This window comes from Microbacterium sp. NPDC090281, from assembly GCF_044769635.1.
In the GTDB taxonomy this organism is placed as follows: Bacteria; Actinomycetota; Actinomycetes; order Actinomycetales; family Microbacteriaceae; genus Microbacterium.
Genome location: NZ_JBIVYH010000001.1, coordinates 2,016,215 through 2,033,097 on the forward strand (window position 1 = coordinate 2,016,215; position 16,883 = coordinate 2,033,097).

The following is a 16,883-nucleotide window of genomic DNA, read 5'->3' on the forward strand; positions in this document are numbered from 1 at the left end:
CGTGATTCCTTTCAGAGGGCGTCTTCGAGAGCTTGTCGTAAGTGTCTGTGTAGCGGATCAGAAGCGTCTACCTCCCGATCGACCGCTGCGGCCGCTGCTGCGCGAGCCGCCGCCGCCGAAGCCCGAGCTGCGGAAGCCTCCGCCTCCGGAGGATCGCCAGCCGCTGCTGCTTCCGCGGCGCGAGGATCCGCCGCCGCCACCGGCGAGCAACCCGCCGATGATGCCACCGAGGATATCGCCGCCGATTCCCGAGCCTCCTGACGAGGAGCCGCCGAAGGGGCCGCCGCCGTTCTGGTCGTAGCCGGGAGGGGCGTAGGCCTGGACGTCGGACTGCGCAGCAGAGGTTGCCTGGCCCGCGAGCGCTAGCGCCCGATTGGCTTCGGCCAACGCGGCGTCGGGATCGGTCGCGCGCAGACTCAGCGCCTGGGTCAGGCTGGCGTCGGCGTTGGCGAGACGAGTGCGTGCGGTGGAACCCACCGTCCCGCGACGAGTCTCGATGAACTCCCGTGCCGCTCGGATCTCGGAGTTCGCCTGGGCGAGGGTCTGTTCGAGCACCTGTTGCACCCGGCGGGCGCGTTCGACGCCCTCTCGGCCCTGCGCGATGGCGGCATCGATCTGGGCATTCGCGGCGGTGAGCGCCTCCAGCACCCGCTGCGGATTGCGTGCGGAGCTCGAAAGGTCCGCCTGCGCGAGCTGGAGCTGCTGTGCGGTCACGGAGGCAGCGGTCGCGATGGCGCCGGTGGGATCGGGCAGCTGCTGCGCCGCCGCCAGGTCTCCCTGCAGCTCGGCGACGAGGGCCTGGGACTGGGTCTCGATCGCTGCGAGTTCGGTGCCGAGTGTCGTCACCGCCTGGGCGAGCTGAGCGGCCTGAGCCACGGACTGTTCGGCGGTTCGGATGGCGAAGGCCGCTTCTCCTGATCGGCCGGCGGAGATCGCCTGAACGGCTGCCTCGATCGAACGATCTGCGAGCTCGGCGCGCTCTCGGGCTTGGCCGGGGTTGTCCGCCACCATGCTGAGTGCCGCGGGGTCGTATGTCGCCGACAGGGCGGCGAGGGCCGGTGCGGCTGAGGCGAGGACGGTGTCCAATGCCGCACGCTCACCGCGAACCCGCTCGAGTTCCTGCGGCGCATTCTGCTCGAGCTTTCGGAGGGCGTCGAACGCCGCCGTGTTGTCATCGAGCACATCGTCGATCTCGTCAGCGATCTGGATGATCCGGATGTGCCAGGCACGGCGGTCGTGGATCGTGTCCTCGATCTCGTCGTCGAGCTTCTGCTTGAGGTCGAAAGCCTCGGAGATCTTCGCCTTCGCGGCATCGACGACGCGTGTGAACTCCTCGGTCGCTCCTTCGCCGAACTGGGCGACGGCGAAACCGAGCTCTTCCCGGCTCGAGGTGATGGCGTCGTCGGCCTGCACGAGTGCGAGCCCTGCCTGCGTCTCGACCTGCTGGTCGGTGAGCGTGGAGAACGGGTCAGCAGGGTCCGGTGTCTCCGGCATCGCTCCGCGCTCGCGGATCTCGGCCTTGCGGCGGGCGCGGCGCACCAGGGCGATGACGAGCCAGAGCAGCAGGGCGACCGCGATGACGGCGACGACGATCAGGCCGATGCGAAGTGCGCCGGCACCGCCGTCTCCCTGGATCTCGTCGGCGGCGAGCGTGATCGCCCCGACCCAGTCGGAGTCGGCCGCGAGGGGAACCATCTTGTCTTCGATGCTGTCGAGCTGGCTGAAGCTCACCGGGCCATCGGGCGCCGCGGAGATGTAATAGCTGCGCCCGTCGACAGCGATCGCGAGGAGGTACTGCTCGGTGCCGAGGTTGTTGTTCTGAGCGACCGTGTCGGCCCACTGCACGTTGTCGGTGGGATTGGTGAAGTCGTCGACGAGAACGACGAAGAGATCGGCGTTCGAGTTGTCGGTCAGCTCCTGGAGGCGGGCTTCGACGGTTGCCTCTTCATCCGCGCTCAGCACGTCGGCCTGGTCGGTGACGTACCCGGCGTCGAGGGTGACCGGGTCGGTGGCCGATGCCGCAGAAGCGCCGAATGCTCCGGCGACTGCGGCCAGCGTGAGTGCGGCCAGCGCGAGCCACCGTTTCGTCATCGTGTTCCCTCCGACCGGCAGCCGAGCACCATGTGATGAGTCTATGCACTGGGCCCGACACGCGACAGCACTCGGCGCGGGTTCGCCGTTCGCCCTCAGCGGAGGCACATACGCTGGGAGGCATGGACGACATGTACGGTTCGGATGTGCTGGCGACAGGCTGGCGCGACCGCGGCGCGAAGCAGGTGCCGCAGGTCGCGGCCGAGGCGGATCTCGTGGTGGAGGTCGCCGACGACGGATTCTGTGGTGCGGTGACGCGCGTGCAGGGTGGGAACGTCGAGCTGGAGGACCGCCTCGGACGCCGAAGACTGTTCCCTCTCGGCGGTGGATTCCTCATCGACGGAGCTCCGGTTCGCCTGGTCGTCCCGGCAGCGAAGGCGCAGGGCCCGCGTCGCACCGCATCCGGATCGTTCGTCGTCGCCGATCAGCGAGCCCGCGTCGCCCTGCCCAGCCGCATCCTCGTCGAGGGTAAGCACGACGCCGAACTCGTCGAGAAGGTGTGGGGGGCCGACCTGCGCGCCGAAGGCGTGGTCGTCGAGTTCCTGCAGGGTGTCGACCTGCTCGACGACCTTCTGGCCGCCGAACCGCCGAGCGCGACGCGTCGCTACGGTGTGCTGGTGGACCACCTGGTCCCCGGTTCCAAGGAGTCGCGAATCGCTGCGGCCGTCGAGCGCGGCCCGCACGGCCGTCATCTCCGCATCGTCGGGCATCCCTTCGTCGACGTCTGGCAGTGCGTGACTCCGCGCGCGCTCGGCATCGCGAAGTGGCCCGAGATCCCGCGCGGCATCGAGTGGAAGGTCGGGATCTGCCGCGCGTTCGGCTGGCCGCACGAGACCCAGGCCGACACCGCTCGCGCATGGCAGCACATTCTCTCGAAGGTCACGACGTATCGGGATCTGGAGCCCGCACTGCTCGGTCGCGTGGAAGAGCTCATCGATTTCGTGACGGCACCGGCAGCCTGAGCGACGCTCCGGAAGGCGCGGGAGGTCGAGGCGCCGACGGCTACCCTGGAATCATGCCCGAACCCCGTACCTTCCGAGACGAGCCGGTGTCGTTCGTGCGCCGCAGCGGACGGATGTCCGACGCGCAGGAACGCGCCTTCTCCGAGCTCGGCCCGCACTACCTGCTCGACGTGCCGCGAGACGTCGCCTGGACTTCCGTGCACCCGGAGGCCCGACTCGACCCGTCGGTCGAGTACGGACGCACGGCCGACCTCTACGTCGAGGTCGGTTCGGGTCAGGGGCACGCGATCGTCGCTGCGGCCTCATCTCGGCCGGACGACGATTTCCTGGCCGTCGAGGTGTTCCGCGCGGGCCTCGCGCGGACGATGCTCGACGCTGACCGCGAAGGCGCCCGGAACCTGCGCGTGGTCGAGGCGAATGCCCCGGAGGTGCTGACGTCGTACCTGCCGGAGGCCGCCGCCCGCGAGGTATGGATCTTCTTCCCCGACCCGTGGCACAAGAAGAAGCACACCAAACGACGCTTGGTGCGACCCGGATTCGGAGACACCGCGGCGAGGGCACTGCGTGAGGGTGGACTGCTGCGGCTCGCGACCGACTGGGAGGACTACGCACTGCAGATGCGCGAGGTGCTCGATGCCGAACCGCTGTTCGAGAGGGCGTTCGACGACGAGTGGGCCGATCGCTTCGACGGACGCGTGATGACCGCGTTCGAGCGCAAGGGCATCGCCAAGGGCCGACACATCCGCGACCTCGTGTATCGGCGCAGGGCCCGCCCGTGACCGACGTGCGGCGAGACACGAGGCAGCAGTGGGGCTTCGTGCCGGCGCTGCTCGTGTGCGCCGCAGCTCCTGCGTTCTTCGTGCTGGAGATCCCCTGGATCGGGTGGACGCTGCTCGCGGTGGGCATAGCTGTGGCGGGGCTGATCGAGCGGGGCAGGCAGCCCGAGGATCAGGTCGTGCGCGTGGGGGCTCGGCGGGAGACCGCGAACGTGGTCGGTGTGCACAGGCCGCCGTCTCTCACACGGGACCTCTCCCTGATCGCGATCGGTCTTCTGATCGTGAGCATCATCCCGTTGGCAGCGGAGCTCGACAACCTCGCGATGCTGCGATTCACCCTCGCGCTGGGCGGTGCGGTCGCGGTGCCGTACGTCATCTCGAGGTTCGTCTACCGCGATCGCGCGATCAGCTTCCCTTGGCGGACCCACAAGCGCTGGGGGCGGTTGCAGTGGGGCTGGCTCGTGGCGGTGCTGGTGCTCGGCTGGCTGATCCTGCCCTTCTACTTCATCACCAGCGGGGTCTACCAGAACTGGCCGGTGGTCGACACGCCCGACCTCATCGCGAGGCTCTTCGTCGGCGTCGGAGCCGTCGGTATCTGGGACGAACTGTTCTTCATCTGCACGGTGTTCGCCCTGCTGCGTCGGCACTTCCCCGATCTCGTCGCGAACCTGTTGCAGGCGATCGTGTTCGTGTCGTTCCTCTGGGAGCTGGGCTACCGCGAGTGGGGACCGCTGCTGACCATCCCGTTCGCGCTGCTCCAGGGATACATCTTCCTCCGCACGCATTCGCTCGCCTACGTCGTCACTGTGCACCTGCTGTTCGACGCCGTCGTGTTCGCGGTGCTCGTGCACGCACACAATCCCGGGCTGCTCCCGATCTTCCTCGTCTAGGTCCCGGTGGCGGTCGGCTTGCTCCGAGCGTCCATGGACGGGAGAATCAGCCCATGCTCATCGTCGGACTCGTCCTCGCCGCAGCTGCCGCTGCGTTCCACGTCTTCATCTTCGCGCTCGAATCGCTGAGGTGGACCGACCCGGAGACGAGGAAGACCTTCGGCGTCGCCAGTGAGGCGGATGCCGTCACCATGAAGCAGTTGGCATTCAACCAGGGGTTCTACAACCTGTTCCTGGCGTTGACGACGCTTCTCGGGATCGGTCTCGTGATCGTGGGTGCCCAGACCGTCGGGCTGACGCTGGTATTCGCGGGAACCGCGATGATGTTCGCTGCAGCTCTCGTTCTGGTTCTCTCCGACCGTTCCAAGGTGCGAGCCGCGACGATGCAGGGCGCGTTGCCTCTGCTCGCCGTGGCCGGCACTGCGATCGGTGTGGCGATCAGCTGACGATCGTGGGGTGACATCGGCCCCGACAGCCGTCACACTCGTTGCATGGCCGACTGGGTGCTGCACGTGGACATGGACCAGTTCATCGCCGCGGTCGAGGTACTGCGCCGACCGGAGCTCGTCGGCCTCCCGGTGATCGTCGGAGGCCGGGGTGACCCCACAGAGCGCGCCGTCGTTTCCACAGCCTCATATGAGGCGAGGGCGTTCGGCATCGGTTCGGGGATGCCTTTGAAGATCGCCGCACGGAAAGCACCGGAAGACGCTGTCTTCCTCCCGGTCGACCACGAGGCGTACGCGGTGGCCTCCGGCGAGGTGATGGCCGCTCTTCGAGCTCTGCCCGACGTGGTGCTCGAGGTCATCGGCTGGGACGAGTGCTTCCTCGGTGTGACGACGGATGACCCGGAAGCCGTGGCGAGGTCTGCGCAGGCCGCCGTGTTCGACGCGACAGAGCTGTACTGCTCGGTCGGCATCGGTGACAACAAGGTGCGAGCGAAGATCGCGACCGAGTTCGGCAAGCCCCGTGGCGTCTTCCGGCTCACGGCGGACAACTGGTTCGAGGTCATGGGGGAGAAGGCGACGCGCGACCTCTGGGGCGTCGGGTCGAAGGTGCAGAAACGTCTGGCGGCACACGGCATCACGACCGTCCGCGAGCTCGCTGACGCCGACGAGCAGACGCTGGTGACCGAGTTCGGTCCGCGGATGGGCGTCTGGTATCACGGGCTGGGATCAGGGCAGGGGCCGAGCGCGGTCGACGACACGCCCTGGGTCGCGCGCAGCCACAGTCGCGAGACGACCTTCCAGCAGAATCTGACGAACCCGGAGCAGGTCGAGGCGGCGATCCGCGACCTCGCCGCCCAGGCATTCGATGACTGCGCCGCCGAGGGCAGACCGGTTGTCAGAGTCCACCTCAAGGTGCGATACGCCCCCTTCGAGACCAAGACGATGGGCCGCAAACTGGCCGGGTCCACCGCCGCTCGTGAGGACTTCGTCTCTGCGGCAGTGGCGCTCGGGGCGACACTCGACACCGAACGCGAGGTGCGGCTTCTCGGCGTGCGCGCGGAGATGACGATGCCCGACGAGACGGACACCGCCGCACGGACGCCGGTGCGGGGCCGGATCTAGCAGTCACGTCATCGCGGGTGTCCACCCGCGGCGCACACCCCGCTCAGTCGCGGATGACGGCTGCGACCGCGCTCACCTCGATGAGGGCACCGGGAACTCCGAGTCCTGCCACGAGGGCTGCGGTCACGAGGGGTGGTGCTCCTTCCCGTGCGAGCCTCGATGCCACCGCTCCGTATGCCGCGCGCAGGTCTGCGTCCTGGTGGATCAGAACGGTCCAGCTGATCACGTCGTCGAGTCCGGCGCCGACGGATTCGAGGGCGATTCTGGCGTTCTCGACGGCGCGCAGGGATTGCTCGCCGGCATCGGCAGAGACGATCGATCCGGTGGCATCGACACCGTTCTGACCGCCGACGTAGACCGTCGTCGCCCCGGGCGGTACGACGGCCACGTGGCTGAAAGCGGGGCTGACGACGAGTCCTTCGGGCTGGGTGAGTGAGATCTCCATGCGCACACTCTGCTCCTGAGCGCCGACATCGGAAAGCCCCAGCGGGCGCGACGCGCTCAGAAGCGGAGCAGCACCTTGCCGACGCGTCCCGGGGTGTTGCTCGCCTGCACTGCCGCGCTGATGTCGGCGGCATCGAAGACGCCAGCGACGGGCAGAGTCAGGCTGCCGTCGGAGAGACGCTGGAAGAGCTCGCCGAACAGCGCGCTGCGAGTGGTCGGATCGAGACTCGGGATCACCTTGCTGCCCCAGAAGCCCTTCACCGTGGCCTGCTTGAAGATCACATCGGAAGAGGCGATCTCCATGGTCGGGGAGTCCATCGCGCCGAAGGCGACGAGGGTTCCGCCCTCGGAGAGGAGCGAGAGCACCTGCCCGGCGGCGGGGCCCCCGACGGAGTCGACGCCCGCGATGATGGGTGCGCCGTCGGTGAGGGCTTCCACCTGCTCCTTCCAATCGGGCTGATCGGTGGCGACGATCCTGTCGATGCCCTGCTCGTGGAGCTCCTCGACCCCCGCGGTTCGACGCACCAGGCCGACGACGTTCACGCCACGCGCCGAGCCGAGCTGCGCGAGCATGCGTCCGACGGCGCCGTTCGCGGCGTTCTGGACGATCCAATCGCCCTCCTGCGCACCGAGGAAGTCCAGGAGCGTGATCGTGCTGAACGGCATCGACACGAGCTGCGCGGCCGTCTCGTCGGGGAGCCCGTCCGGGACGGGGATGACCCCGGCGGCGTTCGTCACGATGTACTCGGCCCACGCGCCGAAGGTGCCACCGGTGGCCACTCGCTGGCCGACCGCGAGATGTTCGACGCCCGCGCCGAGCGCATCGACGACGCCCAGAGCCTCGGTGCCGGACGCAGCGGGCAGCTCGGGCTTGAAGCCGTAGGTTCCGCGGACCGTCCAGAGATCGTGGTTGTGGATGGGGGAGAGCACGACCCGCAGGCGCACCTGGCCTGTGCCGGGCTCGGGAAGGGGGCGGTCTTCGACTCGGAGGACCTCTTCCGGGATGCCGAATGAGGGGTGGATGAGTGCGCGCATGGCGATTCCGTTCTGTCTGAGGCGTGGTCAGCGGGCGTCGCCCTGGTGGGCGCTGCCGAGGTCATTGGTCGCCTTCTGGAGGCGGTCGGTGATGTCGTGCAGTTCGGCGATGAGCCGCCTGCGGTGGTCGTCGTCGTGAAGCCCGGAGATCGACGTGATCGTGGAGTGGATCGGTGCGACCTCAGAGCGAAGGTCTTGTCCCTTGTCGGTGAGCGTCACCGTGACGACGCGCTCGTCTTCTCGGCTCCGGGACTTCGTCACGAGCCCAGCCTGCTCGAGACGGCGGACGAGAGGGGAGAGGGTTCCGGAATCCAGGCGCATCACCTCTCCCAGGGAGCTGATCGTCTGGTCCCCGTCGAGCCAGAGAGCGGCGAGCACCAGGTACTGCGGGTAGGTCAGCCCCCAGGGGGCGAGCAGAGCGCGGTAGGCCTGCGTCGTGGCACGCGCAGCGGAATAGAGCGAGAAGCACACCATCTCATCGGTCACCGGCATGATGCAAGCATTGCACGCGATTCAGTTGTGCACAACTTGAAACGGGAAACGATGGGCGTGCCCGGACCAGCCGAGCACGCCCACAGTCCAGCTTCTAGCGGAGAACCTTGGCCTTGATGGTGTTGTACTCCTCGGCCGTGATGGTGCCGGAGTCCAGGAGTGCCTTCGCCTTCGCGATCTCCTCGCTCGGGCTCGCGCCGGCGACCTGCTGGATGTACGCGTCAGCGGCGCTGCGGGCGTTCGCGGCCTCGGCATTGCTGCGCTCCGCCATCCCGGAGCCACGTGCGATCAGGTAAACGAGCGCGGTGAGGAACGGGACGAAGATCAGGAAGATGATCCACACGGCCTTCCACCAGCCGTTGAGCTTCCGGTCACGGAAGAGATCGGCGATGATCGCGAACAGGGCGAACAGGTAGGAGATGAAGATGAACGCCAGGAAGAACCACCAGATGATGTCCCAGAACGATCCCCAAAAACTCATGACTACTCCTTCAAAAAAGTTGTTCCGCGCGATATCGGCGGCTCGTCGGACGATACTCGGTACTCAGGAGTCCGCGCACTGCTCCTGGCGGGACTTCACCAGGGTGAGCCGATCATTCGAGCTCTCGACCCGTGTTCCTCCGGGTTCTCGCGGCAGTACGCTTCTGACGACCCGATGACGGAGAGGTGGAGGAGCGTGACGAGACGACCGCCATGGCTGTTCAGTACGGTCGAGGGCTATCACCGGAACTGGATTCTCCGCGATGTCGTCGCGGGGCTCTCGGCGGGTGCCGTGGTCATCCCGCAGGCGATGGCCTATGCGACGATCGCGAATCTGCCCGTGCAGGTCGGCCTGTACACCTGCATCCTGCCGATGCTCGTCTACGCATTCCTCGGCGGGAGCCGGGCGATGAGTGTCTCGACGACCTCGACCATCGCGACGCTGACGGCGACGACCCTGGTTTCCGCTGGAGTGGCCGCCGGATCGGACGACGCGATCGGCGCTCTGATGATGTTGACGCTGCTCGTGGGCGCGATTCTGCTGATCGCGCGGCTGTGCCGGCTCGGCTCGCTCGTGGAGAACATCAGCGGCGCCACGGTCCTGGGACTGAAGATCGGCGTCGGTGCGACGGTCGCTGTCGGGCAGCTGCCGAAGCTGCTGGGGGAGAGCTACAACTTCTCCGGCCATGGCTTCCTCAAGTCGCTCGGGGCGGTGGCGCAGGCGTTCGGAAGTGTGAACTGGCCGACGATCGCCCTGTCCGCCGGATCGATCGCGGTGATCCTCGTCCTCAAGCGCTTCGCCCCCAAGATCCCTGGCACGCTGGTCGTGGTGGTCGGCGGCATCCTCCTGGTCTGGCTGGCCGGCATCGATGAGCTCGGAGTCGACCTGATCGCACCGGTGCCGGGCGGCCTGCCCGTTCCGGGCATACCTGACTTCACCCAGGCGGTGGCACTCGTGCCTGGAGCGCTCGCGATCGCCGTGATGGCGTTCCTCGAATCCGCGGCCGTCGCTCGCAGTCTCCGGGTCGTCACCGAGCCCCAGATCGACAGCGACCAGGAGCTGTTCGCGACCGGAGCCGCGAACACCGTCGGGGCCTTCTTCGGAACGATGCCCGCGGCCGGCGGCTTCTCCCAGAGCGCGGTCAATCAGAGCGCAGGGGCGCGCTCGCAGGTGGCGACCCTCGTCACCGTGGTGCTCGCAGTTCTCGTCGCCCTGTTTCTCGGACCGGTTCTCAGCCTTCTGCCCGAGGCCACGCTCGCCGCGATGGTGTTCGTCGCGGTCGCAGGTCTCATCAACATCCCCGAACTCGTGCGCTGGGCTCGGATCAGCCGCGTGGACTTCTGGATCGCGCTCTCCGTCGCCCTCCTCGGTCTCACGGCGGGTCTGCTGCCGGCTGTCGCCATCGGCGTCGTCGTGACCCTGATACTCGTGCTGCGGGAAGTGAACGTACCGAAGGCGACCATCGTCGGCCGATCGGGCGGTGCTCTGGGACTCCACCTGGAACGCGGTCTCTACACGGCGAATGCGATGGCGAACGAGCGGATGATCCTCGAGACGGTCAGCGCGCAGGCCGATCCGGTCCACGCGCTCGTGCTCGGGCTGAAGCAGCAGGAGGTGATGACGATCACCGTGCTCGAGGCGCTGGAGAACGTCGACCGCGAGCTCTCTCAGCTCGGAGTCGTGCTGCACCTCGCCGCTCTGCCGGAGGCCGCGACGGCCGTCGCCGAGCGTACGCCGTGGTTCTCGGGTCTCGAATCCGCGGGGCGCGTCCACGACTCCGTGCGGGAGGGCATCGCCGCCGCCGAATCGACGATCGCGGCCACAGCTCCCGGCCTTCACCAGGGTGAAGTGACCGACGCGCCCTGACGCTCGCCCGATGACGTCCCTAGGCTGGCTCCACACAAGTGGGGCGGCCAGCTGTCCCTCGTGAGAGGGGGCTGTCGTGTCGAGCGACATGCGGGTGACAGTAGGGCCGAGGTGGACAGGGTGGACGAGCACGCAGGTCTGAGCTGGCGGTGGTCTCGGTTCAGTCTCGGGCTCCTCTTCGCGGTGCCAGCGATGGCCGTCGCTCCCTTCGACCTGTCGCTGGCCGTCGCCTTCGGAATCGGGGTGGTTCCGGCGGCGGCGTTCGGTCTTCCGCCGCGTCGGCGTGGTCGGGCGGTCATACCGTTCGTCGGTGCGCTCAGCGCGGTCGGTCTGCTTCTCGGATCGCTCCTGTCGACGTGGCCCGTCATCGCTGTCGCCGCGGTCTTCGGGCTCGCGGTTCTCGCAAGCCTGAATGCGACCCGTGGGCGCTGGGGTCAGTTGGTCCTCGTTCTGGCGCTGCCGATGACCGGAATAGGGTTGAGCTTCTCGTGGTCGTCGTCCGTGCTCGGATTCGCGGCGTGCATCGTCGGCGGTTCGGTCTACGCGTGGATCCTCACACTGCTCTGGCCGGAACGCGATGAGAAGCCCCATCCGCCGCCTCCCGTTCCGCGCGGTCGAGCCATGCTGGTCTACGGAGTACTGCTCGGCACCGCCGCAGCGGCAGCGGCGACGCTCGGCTTCCTGCTCGATCTCGAACACGTCGGATGGGCGACGGGTGCCGTGCTTCTGGTCATGAGACCGGTGCGGGGCCAGCTCATCGCGCGAAGTATCGGGCGTGCGGCCTCCGTGTTGATCGGCGCTCTCGCTGCGGCGGCGATGGCTGTGCTCAGCCCCGCTGATGCGGTCGTCGGGATCGTGGTCGGACTCGTCATCGGGGCGGCATGTGCGATCCAGGAGAGCCGTTGGTACATCGTCCCCGGATTCACGACCTTCCTCGCGTTGACACTCATCATGACGACGTCCCCGGAGCCCCCGGGAGAGCGGTTCGTCGAGCGTGCCGTCGAGACCCTGATCGGCGTCGGGCTCGCACTTCTCTTCGGCGCGGTGGTCCCCTCTGTCGTCTCGCTCCTCGTCAGGAGCCGGCGGACGTCATCCGTGTGACCCGTGGCTAGACGAAAGTCGCTTGAGCCCGTATTCCCCGGGGTGGGATACTTCGTATGGGAGAGGGGCGAGTATCGCCTAACATGTTACGGGGGGTTCCGATGACATCAGTATTGCCAGACCCGGATTCGGCTGGGGCTCTCATGCCCTCAGCGATCGCGGGTGACGTCGAACGGCCTCGACTGCTGTCCCGGCTCACGGCCGCTATGGATGAGCCTTGGACGTTGACGGTGCTGTCGGCGCCGGCCGGTGCGGGAAAGACGCGACTGCTCACTCAGTGGGCGCACGTGCTCGACGCCGATGAAGACGTGGACACGGCGGTGGTCTGGCTCACGCTGCAACGCGGCGACACAGATCTGGAGTCATTGCGACTCGCGCTGGAACGTGTCGACGACGAGCGGCTGCGGGCGAGCCTGGCGAGAATCGCCCGTACGTGGTCGACCGATACGGCCCGTGCGCTGGCGCGGTCCTTGCGAGCCGCCGAGCTACGCATCGTCATCATCCTCGACGACGTTCACCTCGTCGAGACCGATTGGCTCGGCGACATGCTGTCCGCTTTCGTGAACGCTGTACCGGGGAACGCGCATGTCGTGCTCTCCGGACGCGGAACGCGCCGGATCCCGCTCGCGCGACGACGCATCGCCGGGATCGCGCTGGAACTCGATGCCAAAGACCTCGCCTTCACCCCGGCAGAGGTGAGGTCGTTCTTCCTCGGGAGAGGTGTGAGCCTCTCGCAGGGCGAGATCACATCGGTGCTCCTTCGAACAGAGGGATGGGCGGCAGGGCTCCGGCTTCTGGAGCTGGCCGCGCTTCATGACTCGTTCGCGACCGTGCTCCCGTTGCGCGGCGATTCGCCGACGGTGACCGACTACTTCGTGGAGGAGGTCTTTGCAGACCTCGACCACGAACTCAGTGAGTTCCTCGTGCTGACCTCCGTCCCCGAATCGTTCACCCCCGATCTCGCCTCTCGGCTGACCGGCGGGGCGCCCGCAGCGGCCCTGATCGAGCAACTCATCCGCCTCAACGTGCTCATCAGCCGGAATCGCGACGAGCCGACGGGGTATCACTACCACCCGCTGTTGCGCGAGTTTCTGTACTCCCGGCTGAAGGAACGCGGGCACGGCGTGGTGGATGCGCTCGAGAAGGCGGCAGCAGAGTGGTTCGCTGCCGAGCAGGAATACCGGCTCGCACTGTCTCATGCGACGCGCAGCCGCGACGCATCCTCGACGTCCCTGATCCTGCGCCAATGCGGGATGCAGCTCGTTCTCATGGGGTATGCCTGCGAAGTGATCGCCGCGACCGCTGAGCTTCCGCGTTCCATGCTCGCCGAACCCTCCGTGCAGCTGCTGATCGCCTCCGCACGACTTGCGCGAGGCGATGCGTCCGCGGCGGCAGCTGTGCTCGACTCGCCGACGAGCGGGGACGGATCAGCAGTCGTTCGGCAGTGGCGGAAGGGCCTGGACCTGCACATCGCGGTCCGGCGCGGGGGAATCCCCGACACCCTCGACCGTCTGGAGCTCGTACTGGACGAGGTCACCGGTGAATCGCAGCTTGACACCTACGTGTTCCTCCAGGCCGCCATGGCCGAGCTGTATGTGGGGCACCTGGATCGCGCCGGCCGGTTCGCCGGGTTCGCGTCCGACCACGCGCTCGCCGCCGGCACCGGGGCAGCCGAACTGCAAGCCGCGGCCATCCTGAACACCGCCGAGCTGTTCCGCGGACGAATGAGCGAGGTACTCCGTTCGGGGGCACGCCTCGACCAGCGCTGGGCCGATCTCGGCAATCCTGACGACTCCTTCTACCAGGTCACGAGGGTGTGGCGTTACTGGGTCCCACTCGAGCGGATGGTCGTCGGCGACGTCGACGAGACGCTGCAGGTGGCGACCGGCATCATCGAGTCGGGGGCAGAGCCCGCGATCGCGCGGGGCTTGCGAGGGATGATCGCGCTCCTGGACGCCGACTCCGCGATCGACACTCATGCGGCGGCGATCACTCTGCTGGAGAACCTTTCGCCTCGCGAAGAGATGCCGCTGCCGGTTCACTGGTACGCGATGATGAGCGCTTCCGCGGTACGAGCGTTCGACCGTCTCGGCGAGCATTCCCTGAGAGACCGCTTCATCGTCGAGATCGAGCGCGCCATCGGTTCCACCGGCGACGTCGCGGTGCTCCGTGCGATCGCGGCTCTCGACGACCAGGACTTCGCCCGCGCCAGGCGCGCCATCGCTCCCGTGCTGGAGGGGAGCGCGCAGTGCCTGCTGCCCGTGTCGATGGTCGATGCGTGGTTGGTGTCGGCCTGTCTCGATGTCCAAGCCGGACACCCCGACCAGGCGCAGGTGTCACTCGCGTTCGCGCTGGCCCTGGCGGAGCCGGAGGAGCATGTCAGACGCTTCGCAGACGCAGGACCGGTCGTCTGGCGTCTGCTCGCCGCACGCGCCACCCCCGGCGCCCGCGGACGTTTCGCCGACTGCGTCCGTGAGCGTCTCGCCGCGGCGGGGGTGCTCATCAACGAAGAACTCACGCGACGCGAACGCATTGTGCTCGCGGCGTTGAGTCAGAATGCCACGCTTCGCGAGATCGCCCAGCAGGAGTTCATCTCCCCGAACACCGTGAAGACTCATGTGCGCAACATCTATCGGAAGCTCGGGGTCTCCGACCGTGAAGGGGTGACAGCGGCTGCGCACGCACTCGGTATCGAGTGAGCGTGCGCAGCCGCCGCGGCCAGACGATCCTCAGTCCCGCGCCAGGGCTGCAGCCAGGTGCGATTCCAGATCGAGGTAAGCGTCGTCTGCGATGTCGAAGACGACCTTGGTGATCTCACCACCGGTGAAGTCGAAGCCGTACCCGTACAGCGACGACACGGGATCAGCGCTGTCCCGGCCGATGGTCAGCCCCTCGCCGCAGAGTGAGAAGTGCCCGAGGACGGTGCGGATCTGCTTCTCTCCGACGACCTGATCATCGATGTACAGCTTCACCGGACCGACGCCCTCGCGGTGCTCACCCATGCCTTCCTTCGTGAACTCGACGCCGATGATGTGCTTTCCGGACGTCGGTACGGGAGCTGATACGCGGTCTTCCGGTGGAATCCCCAAGAAGTTGTACACGTAGTGCACCTGCCCGTCCTTCACGACCAGCGCGTGCCCTCCGAACCGGGAGCCGTGGGCGAAGATCACGCCCTCGGTCTCGGGAGTGAACTCGACCTCTGCCGCGATCTTGTACGAGACGCCGTGGGTGTTGGCTGCCGACCGCTCAGGCACCTCGCTCGTGCCCGGGTAGTACACGAACTGTCCGGAGGGTGGTGCGGGCTGATGGAACTCCATCGCGACGAAGGTCTCGAAATCCTTCGGGTTGCCGATGATCTGCAGATCGTTCAGAGGCAGGACGTTGTTCGTCCTCGCTTCCTCCATCCAGAGCGCCTTGAGCTCCTCGAGCTTGTCGGGGTGCTCTCCCGCCAGGTTCTTCGCCTCGGCCCGATCGATATCCGTGTGGTAAAGCTCCCATTCGTCCTTGTCGAAGTTGCTCACCCCGCTCATCGGGCCGTGCACCGTGACGGCCTTCCACCCCTCGTGCCAGATACCGCGCTGGCCGAGCATCTCGTAGTACTGCGTCGTCTTCTGCGTCGGACCCTCCGGCTCGGCGTCGAACGAGTACGCCATGGAGACGCCGGACAGGGGTGTCTGCTCGACACCGTTGTAGACGTCGGGGAACTCCACACCGCATGCCTCGAGGATGGTCGGCACGATGTCGGTCGAGTGGTGGTACTGATGACGCACTTCGCCGCGGGCCTTGATACCCGCGGGCCAGTGGATCACCAAGGGATCGCAGACACCACCCTGGTAGGTGTAGCGCTTGAACATCTTGTACGGAGTCGAGAACGCCGCCGCCCACCCGGTCGGGTAGTGGTTGTAGGTGTCTGGCGACCCGAGCTTGTCGACGAGTCGAAGGTTCTCCGCCTCGTCGTCGGGATATCCGCCGAAGATCTTGCCCTCGTTCACGGATCCGTTCGGGCTGCCCTCGCCGGATGCGCCGTTGTCGGCGCAGTACAGGATGAGCGTGTTGTCGAGCTGCCCCGATTCCTCCAGGTAGTCGACGATGCGGCCGACCTGGGAGTCGGTGTACTCGCTGAAGCCGGCATACACCTCGGCCATCCGGGAGAACATCGCTTTCTCCTCGGCGTTCAGCGTGTCCCACGGACGAACCTCGTCGGTCGGATTGAACATCCCGTCGGCCATCGGGTTCAGTTCGGTCAGGTCGGTGTCGGCCGGGAGGATGCCCTTTTCGACCATGCGCGCGAGCACCCACTCGCGGTAAGCCTCGTAGCCGTCGTCGAACTGACCCTTGTACTTGTCGATGTACTCCTGTGGGGCATGGTGGGGTGCGTGGTTGGCGCCAGGACAGAACCACAGGTACCAGGGCTTGCCCGGCTCCGTCTGCTTGACGTCGCGGATCATGGTGAGCGCCTGATCGGCGAGATCCTTCGAGAGGTGATAGCCCTGCTCAGGCAGGTACGGCTGATCGATGTAGTGGTTGTCCTCGGCGAGCGAGGGGTACCAGTTGTTGGTCTCGCCGCCGATGAATCCGTAGAACCGGTCGTAACCCTGGGCCAGCGGCCAGTGCTTCTTCGAGGCTCCTGCGGTCCACTCATCGATCGGGACGTTGTGGTTCTTCCCGACCCAGAACGTCGACCACCCGGCATCGCGGAGCACGTGTGCCATCGTGGCGTTGGAATCGGGGATGTGCGAGTTGTAGCCCGGGAAACCGGTCGATGACTCCGAGATCGTCGCGAACCCGTTCAGATGATGGTTGCGCCCGGTCAGGAAGGTGGAGCGGGTCGGTGAACACAGGGCGGTCGTATGCCACTGCGAGTACGTCAGGCCGTTCTGGGCGAGTCGATCCATCGTCGGCATGTTGATGCGCCCGCCGTAGGGCGACCACGCGGCCATACCTGTGTCGTCGTAGAGCACGACGAGGACGTTCGGTGCGCCCGTCGGCGGCGTTGTCGGGCGGAACGCGTCCCAGTCCGCGACGGAGTCGCGCACGTCGAGTTCGATCTTGCCCTGGAATTCCCGAGCCATCTTCGGTCTCCTTCATCTCGTTGAACTGTGCGTTGTCCCGTCGGCCGATGCACTACCGCGGGGGTCGTCTGGTAACCGGAGCTCATCACCGCTCGTCCGGTGATC

14 protein-coding genes are annotated in these 16,883 nt (G+C 67.0%); 8 read left to right on the forward strand and 6 right to left on the reverse strand.

The window, feature by feature from the left end; all coding sequences use genetic code 11:
- Positions 1–57 precede the first annotated feature (57 nt).
- Positions 58–2,091, reverse strand: coding sequence for a TPM domain-containing protein (locus tag ACIQTX_RS09685; RefSeq protein WP_402971678.1), 2,034 nt, complete (start codon positions 2,089–2,091; stop codon positions 58–60).
- A 122-nt stretch (positions 2,092–2,213) separates the two neighbouring features.
- On the opposite strand from ACIQTX_RS09685, the gene ACIQTX_RS09690 reads away from it, so the two are divergent.
- From ACIQTX_RS09690 to ACIQTX_RS09710, 5 genes are read left to right on the forward strand one after another with little or no spacing between them, the layout of a single operon-like run.
- Positions 2,214–3,053 (forward strand): DUF3097 domain-containing protein, encoded by an 840-nt coding sequence (locus tag ACIQTX_RS09690; RefSeq protein ID WP_105527872.1) that lies wholly within the window; start codon positions 2,214–2,216, stop codon positions 3,051–3,053.
- A 53-nt stretch (positions 3,054–3,106) separates the two neighbouring features.
- A complete protein-coding gene (trmB, locus tag ACIQTX_RS09695) occupies positions 3,107–3,832 on the forward strand; it encodes a tRNA (guanosine(46)-N7)-methyltransferase TrmB (protein ID WP_402971680.1) in 726 nt (241 codons plus the stop codon).
- Positions 3,829–4,719, forward strand: coding sequence for a CPBP family intramembrane glutamic endopeptidase (locus ACIQTX_RS09700; RefSeq protein ID WP_402971682.1), 891 nt, complete (start codon positions 3,829–3,831; stop codon positions 4,717–4,719). Before trmB ends, ACIQTX_RS09700 begins: the two co-directional genes overlap by 4 nt.
- Positions 4,720–4,772: 53 nt before the next feature.
- Complete coding sequence (locus ACIQTX_RS09705) at positions 4,773–5,165, forward strand: DUF1304 domain-containing protein (RefSeq protein WP_402971684.1); 393 nt, start codon at positions 4,773–4,775, stop codon at positions 5,163–5,165.
- 45 nt (positions 5,166–5,210) lie between these two features.
- Positions 5,211–6,287, forward strand: a complete 1,077-nt coding sequence (locus ACIQTX_RS09710; protein ID WP_402971686.1) for a DNA polymerase IV — start codon at positions 5,211–5,213, stop codon at positions 6,285–6,287.
- A 43-nt stretch (positions 6,288–6,330) separates the two neighbouring features.
- Here the strand turns inward: ACIQTX_RS09710 and ACIQTX_RS09715 are convergent, their stop codons facing one another.
- From ACIQTX_RS09715 to ACIQTX_RS09730, 4 genes are all read right to left on the reverse strand, one after another.
- Positions 6,331–6,732, reverse strand: a complete 402-nt coding sequence (locus tag ACIQTX_RS09715) for a RidA family protein (protein ID WP_402971688.1) — start codon at positions 6,730–6,732, stop codon at positions 6,331–6,333.
- 56 nt (positions 6,733–6,788) lie between these two features.
- Positions 6,789–7,766, reverse strand: coding sequence for a zinc-binding dehydrogenase (locus ACIQTX_RS09720; protein WP_402971690.1), 978 nt, complete (start codon positions 7,764–7,766; stop codon positions 6,789–6,791).
- A 27-nt stretch (positions 7,767–7,793) separates the two neighbouring features.
- A complete protein-coding gene (locus ACIQTX_RS09725) occupies positions 7,794–8,258 on the reverse strand; it encodes a MarR family winged helix-turn-helix transcriptional regulator (RefSeq protein ID WP_402971692.1) in 465 nt (154 codons plus the stop codon).
- 94 nt (positions 8,259–8,352) lie between these two features.
- Positions 8,353–8,739: an SHOCT domain-containing protein gene (locus ACIQTX_RS09730; protein WP_402971694.1), complete on the reverse strand. Its 387-nt coding sequence runs from the start codon at positions 8,737–8,739 to the stop codon at positions 8,353–8,355.
- Between the two features lie 195 nt (positions 8,740–8,934).
- Here ACIQTX_RS09730 and ACIQTX_RS09735 point away from each other — a divergent pair, with 195 nt between their 5' ends.
- The 3 genes from ACIQTX_RS09735 (at position 8,935) to ACIQTX_RS09745 (ending at position 14,405) form a co-directional block, all read left to right on the forward strand.
- On the forward strand, positions 8,935–10,605 hold the full coding sequence (locus ACIQTX_RS09735; RefSeq protein WP_402971696.1) for a SulP family inorganic anion transporter: 1,671 nt from the start codon (positions 8,935–8,937) through the stop codon (positions 10,603–10,605).
- A 120-nt stretch (positions 10,606–10,725) separates the two neighbouring features.
- Positions 10,726–11,706, forward strand: coding sequence for an FUSC family protein (locus ACIQTX_RS09740; RefSeq protein ID WP_402971698.1), 981 nt, complete (start codon positions 10,726–10,728; stop codon positions 11,704–11,706).
- 143 nt (positions 11,707–11,849) lie between these two features.
- Positions 11,850–14,405: a LuxR C-terminal-related transcriptional regulator gene (locus ACIQTX_RS09745; RefSeq protein WP_402971700.1), complete on the forward strand. Its 2,556-nt coding sequence runs from the start codon at positions 11,850–11,852 to the stop codon at positions 14,403–14,405.
- Between the two features lie 30 nt (positions 14,406–14,435).
- On the opposite strand, the gene ACIQTX_RS09750 is transcribed toward ACIQTX_RS09745, so the two are convergent.
- Positions 14,436–16,778, reverse strand: a complete 2,343-nt coding sequence (locus tag ACIQTX_RS09750) for an arylsulfatase (protein WP_402971702.1) — start codon at positions 16,776–16,778, stop codon at positions 14,436–14,438.
- Between the last annotated feature and the right edge of the window lie 105 nt (positions 16,779–16,883).